This is a genomic window from Streptomyces sp. SID14436 (genome assembly GCF_010548465.1).
In the GTDB taxonomy this organism is placed as follows: domain Bacteria; phylum Actinomycetota; class Actinomycetes; order Streptomycetales; family Streptomycetaceae; genus Streptomyces.
In genome coordinates this window covers 1-1,519 of the sequence record NZ_JAAGMD010000110.1, presented here as the reverse complement: position 1 = coordinate 1,519, position 1,519 = coordinate 1, and the positions used below count along the sequence as shown (strand labels likewise).

The window sequence follows — 1,519 nt, the reverse complement described above, 5'->3', positions numbered from 1 at the left end:
CCAGCCTCCGCCGCTGACGCCCCGCTACCGCGACCGGCACACAGCAGCACCCGGGACCCCGCCGGCCCGGCGCCCGCGGCTCGGCGGCAGCGACCAACACCCGGCGGGGCTACGTGAGCCGATCGGGCCTGGGCCCTGCGCCGGCTCGCCGACCACGACCGACACCCGACACCCGACAGCGCAGCGGGCCCGGCCCGGCTCGCCCCTACGCCTGCGGCGGCTGAGCCGCCGCGATCAGTTCGCGGCAGCGCTGCACGTCCCGGGACATCTGCTCCAGCAGGGCGTCCAGCGTCTCGAACCTGGCCTGGCCGCGGACGAAGGCGAGGAAGTCGACGGCGACGTGCAGGCCGTACAGGTCGAGGCCGACGCGGTCGATGGCGTACGCCTCCACCGTGCGTTCGGTGCCGTCGAACTGCGGGTTGGTGCCGACGGAGACGGCGGCCGGCATGGCCTCGCCCTGGGCGTGCAGCCAGCCGGCGTAGACGCCGTCGGCGGGGATGGCGGTGTGCGGGAGGGTCTCGACGTTGGCCGTGGGAAAGCCCATCTCGCGCCCGCGCTGGGCGCCCCGCACGACGACGCCCTCCACGCGGTGCGGGCGGCCCAGGATCTCGGCGGCGCCGTCGACGTCGCCCTCGGCGACCAGGCGCCGGGTGAGCGTGGAGGAGAAGGGTTCGCCGCCGCCCGCCTCCCCGGAGACGTACAGGTCGACGACCTCGACCTCGAAGTCGTAGATCTTGCCCTGCTCGGCGAGGAAGTCCACGGTGCCCGCGGCCTTGTGGCCGAAGCGGAAGTTGGGGCCTTCGACGACCGCTTTGGCGTGCAGCTTGTCGACCAGCACCTTCACCACGAAGTCGGCCGGGGACAGCTTGGAGAACTCGCTGGTGAAGGGGAGGATCAGGACCGCGTCCACGCCCAGTTCCGCCATGAGTTCCGCGCGCCGGTGGTGCGGGGCGAGCAGCGGCGGGTGGCTGCCGGGGCGGACGACCTCGCTGGGGTGCGGGTCGAAGGTGACGACGACGGCCGGGACGCCGAGTTCGCGGGCACGGTCCACGGCGTGCCGGATGATCAGCTGGTGCCCGCGGTGCACTCCGTCGTAGGAGCCGATGGTGACGACGCTGCGCCCCCAGTCCTGGGGGATGTCCTCCAAGCCACGCCAGCGTTGCACTGTGCCTGCTCCTTGTCGAAACCTTGTCGAGCCGAGTCCGTGGACGTCGCGTGGACTTCTTCCGCGCAGGTCTAAGGGTGCCATGCCGTCCGCCCGGAACGCGCAGCGGCATGGTCGCAAGGACGGGGTACCGGCCGGGCCGCCCGGCTCACCCGGTTCAGGCCGGAACGCTCGTGCCCACCACGTCTTCCACGGTCCGGCGGGTGTTCGTGCCGACGAGGGGCGCCCACTCGCGCGGGGCGTCCGCGAGCCAGCCGGCGACCGCCGCGGCGAAGCCCGGGACGTGCCGGGCCAGGTCGGCCAGCGCGCGGTCGAGGCGGTCGGCGCCGTCCGGGGTGCGGGCGAGGAGCAGGC

At 74.0% G+C, this 1,519-nt stretch carries 2 protein-coding genes; both read right to left on the bottom strand.

The features are described 5' to 3' along the window. Positions 1 to 205 precede the first annotated feature (205 nt). Positions 206 to 1,165 (bottom strand): bifunctional riboflavin kinase/FAD synthetase, encoded by a 960-nt coding sequence (locus G3I53_RS04165; protein WP_164337590.1) that lies wholly within the window; start codon positions 1,163 to 1,165, stop codon positions 206 to 208. Positions 1,166 to 1,322: 157 nt separating this feature from the next. Beyond that, the coding region (locus G3I53_RS04160; protein WP_164438025.1) for a hypothetical protein at positions 1,323 to 1,519 on the bottom strand (197 nt) is incomplete at its 5' end.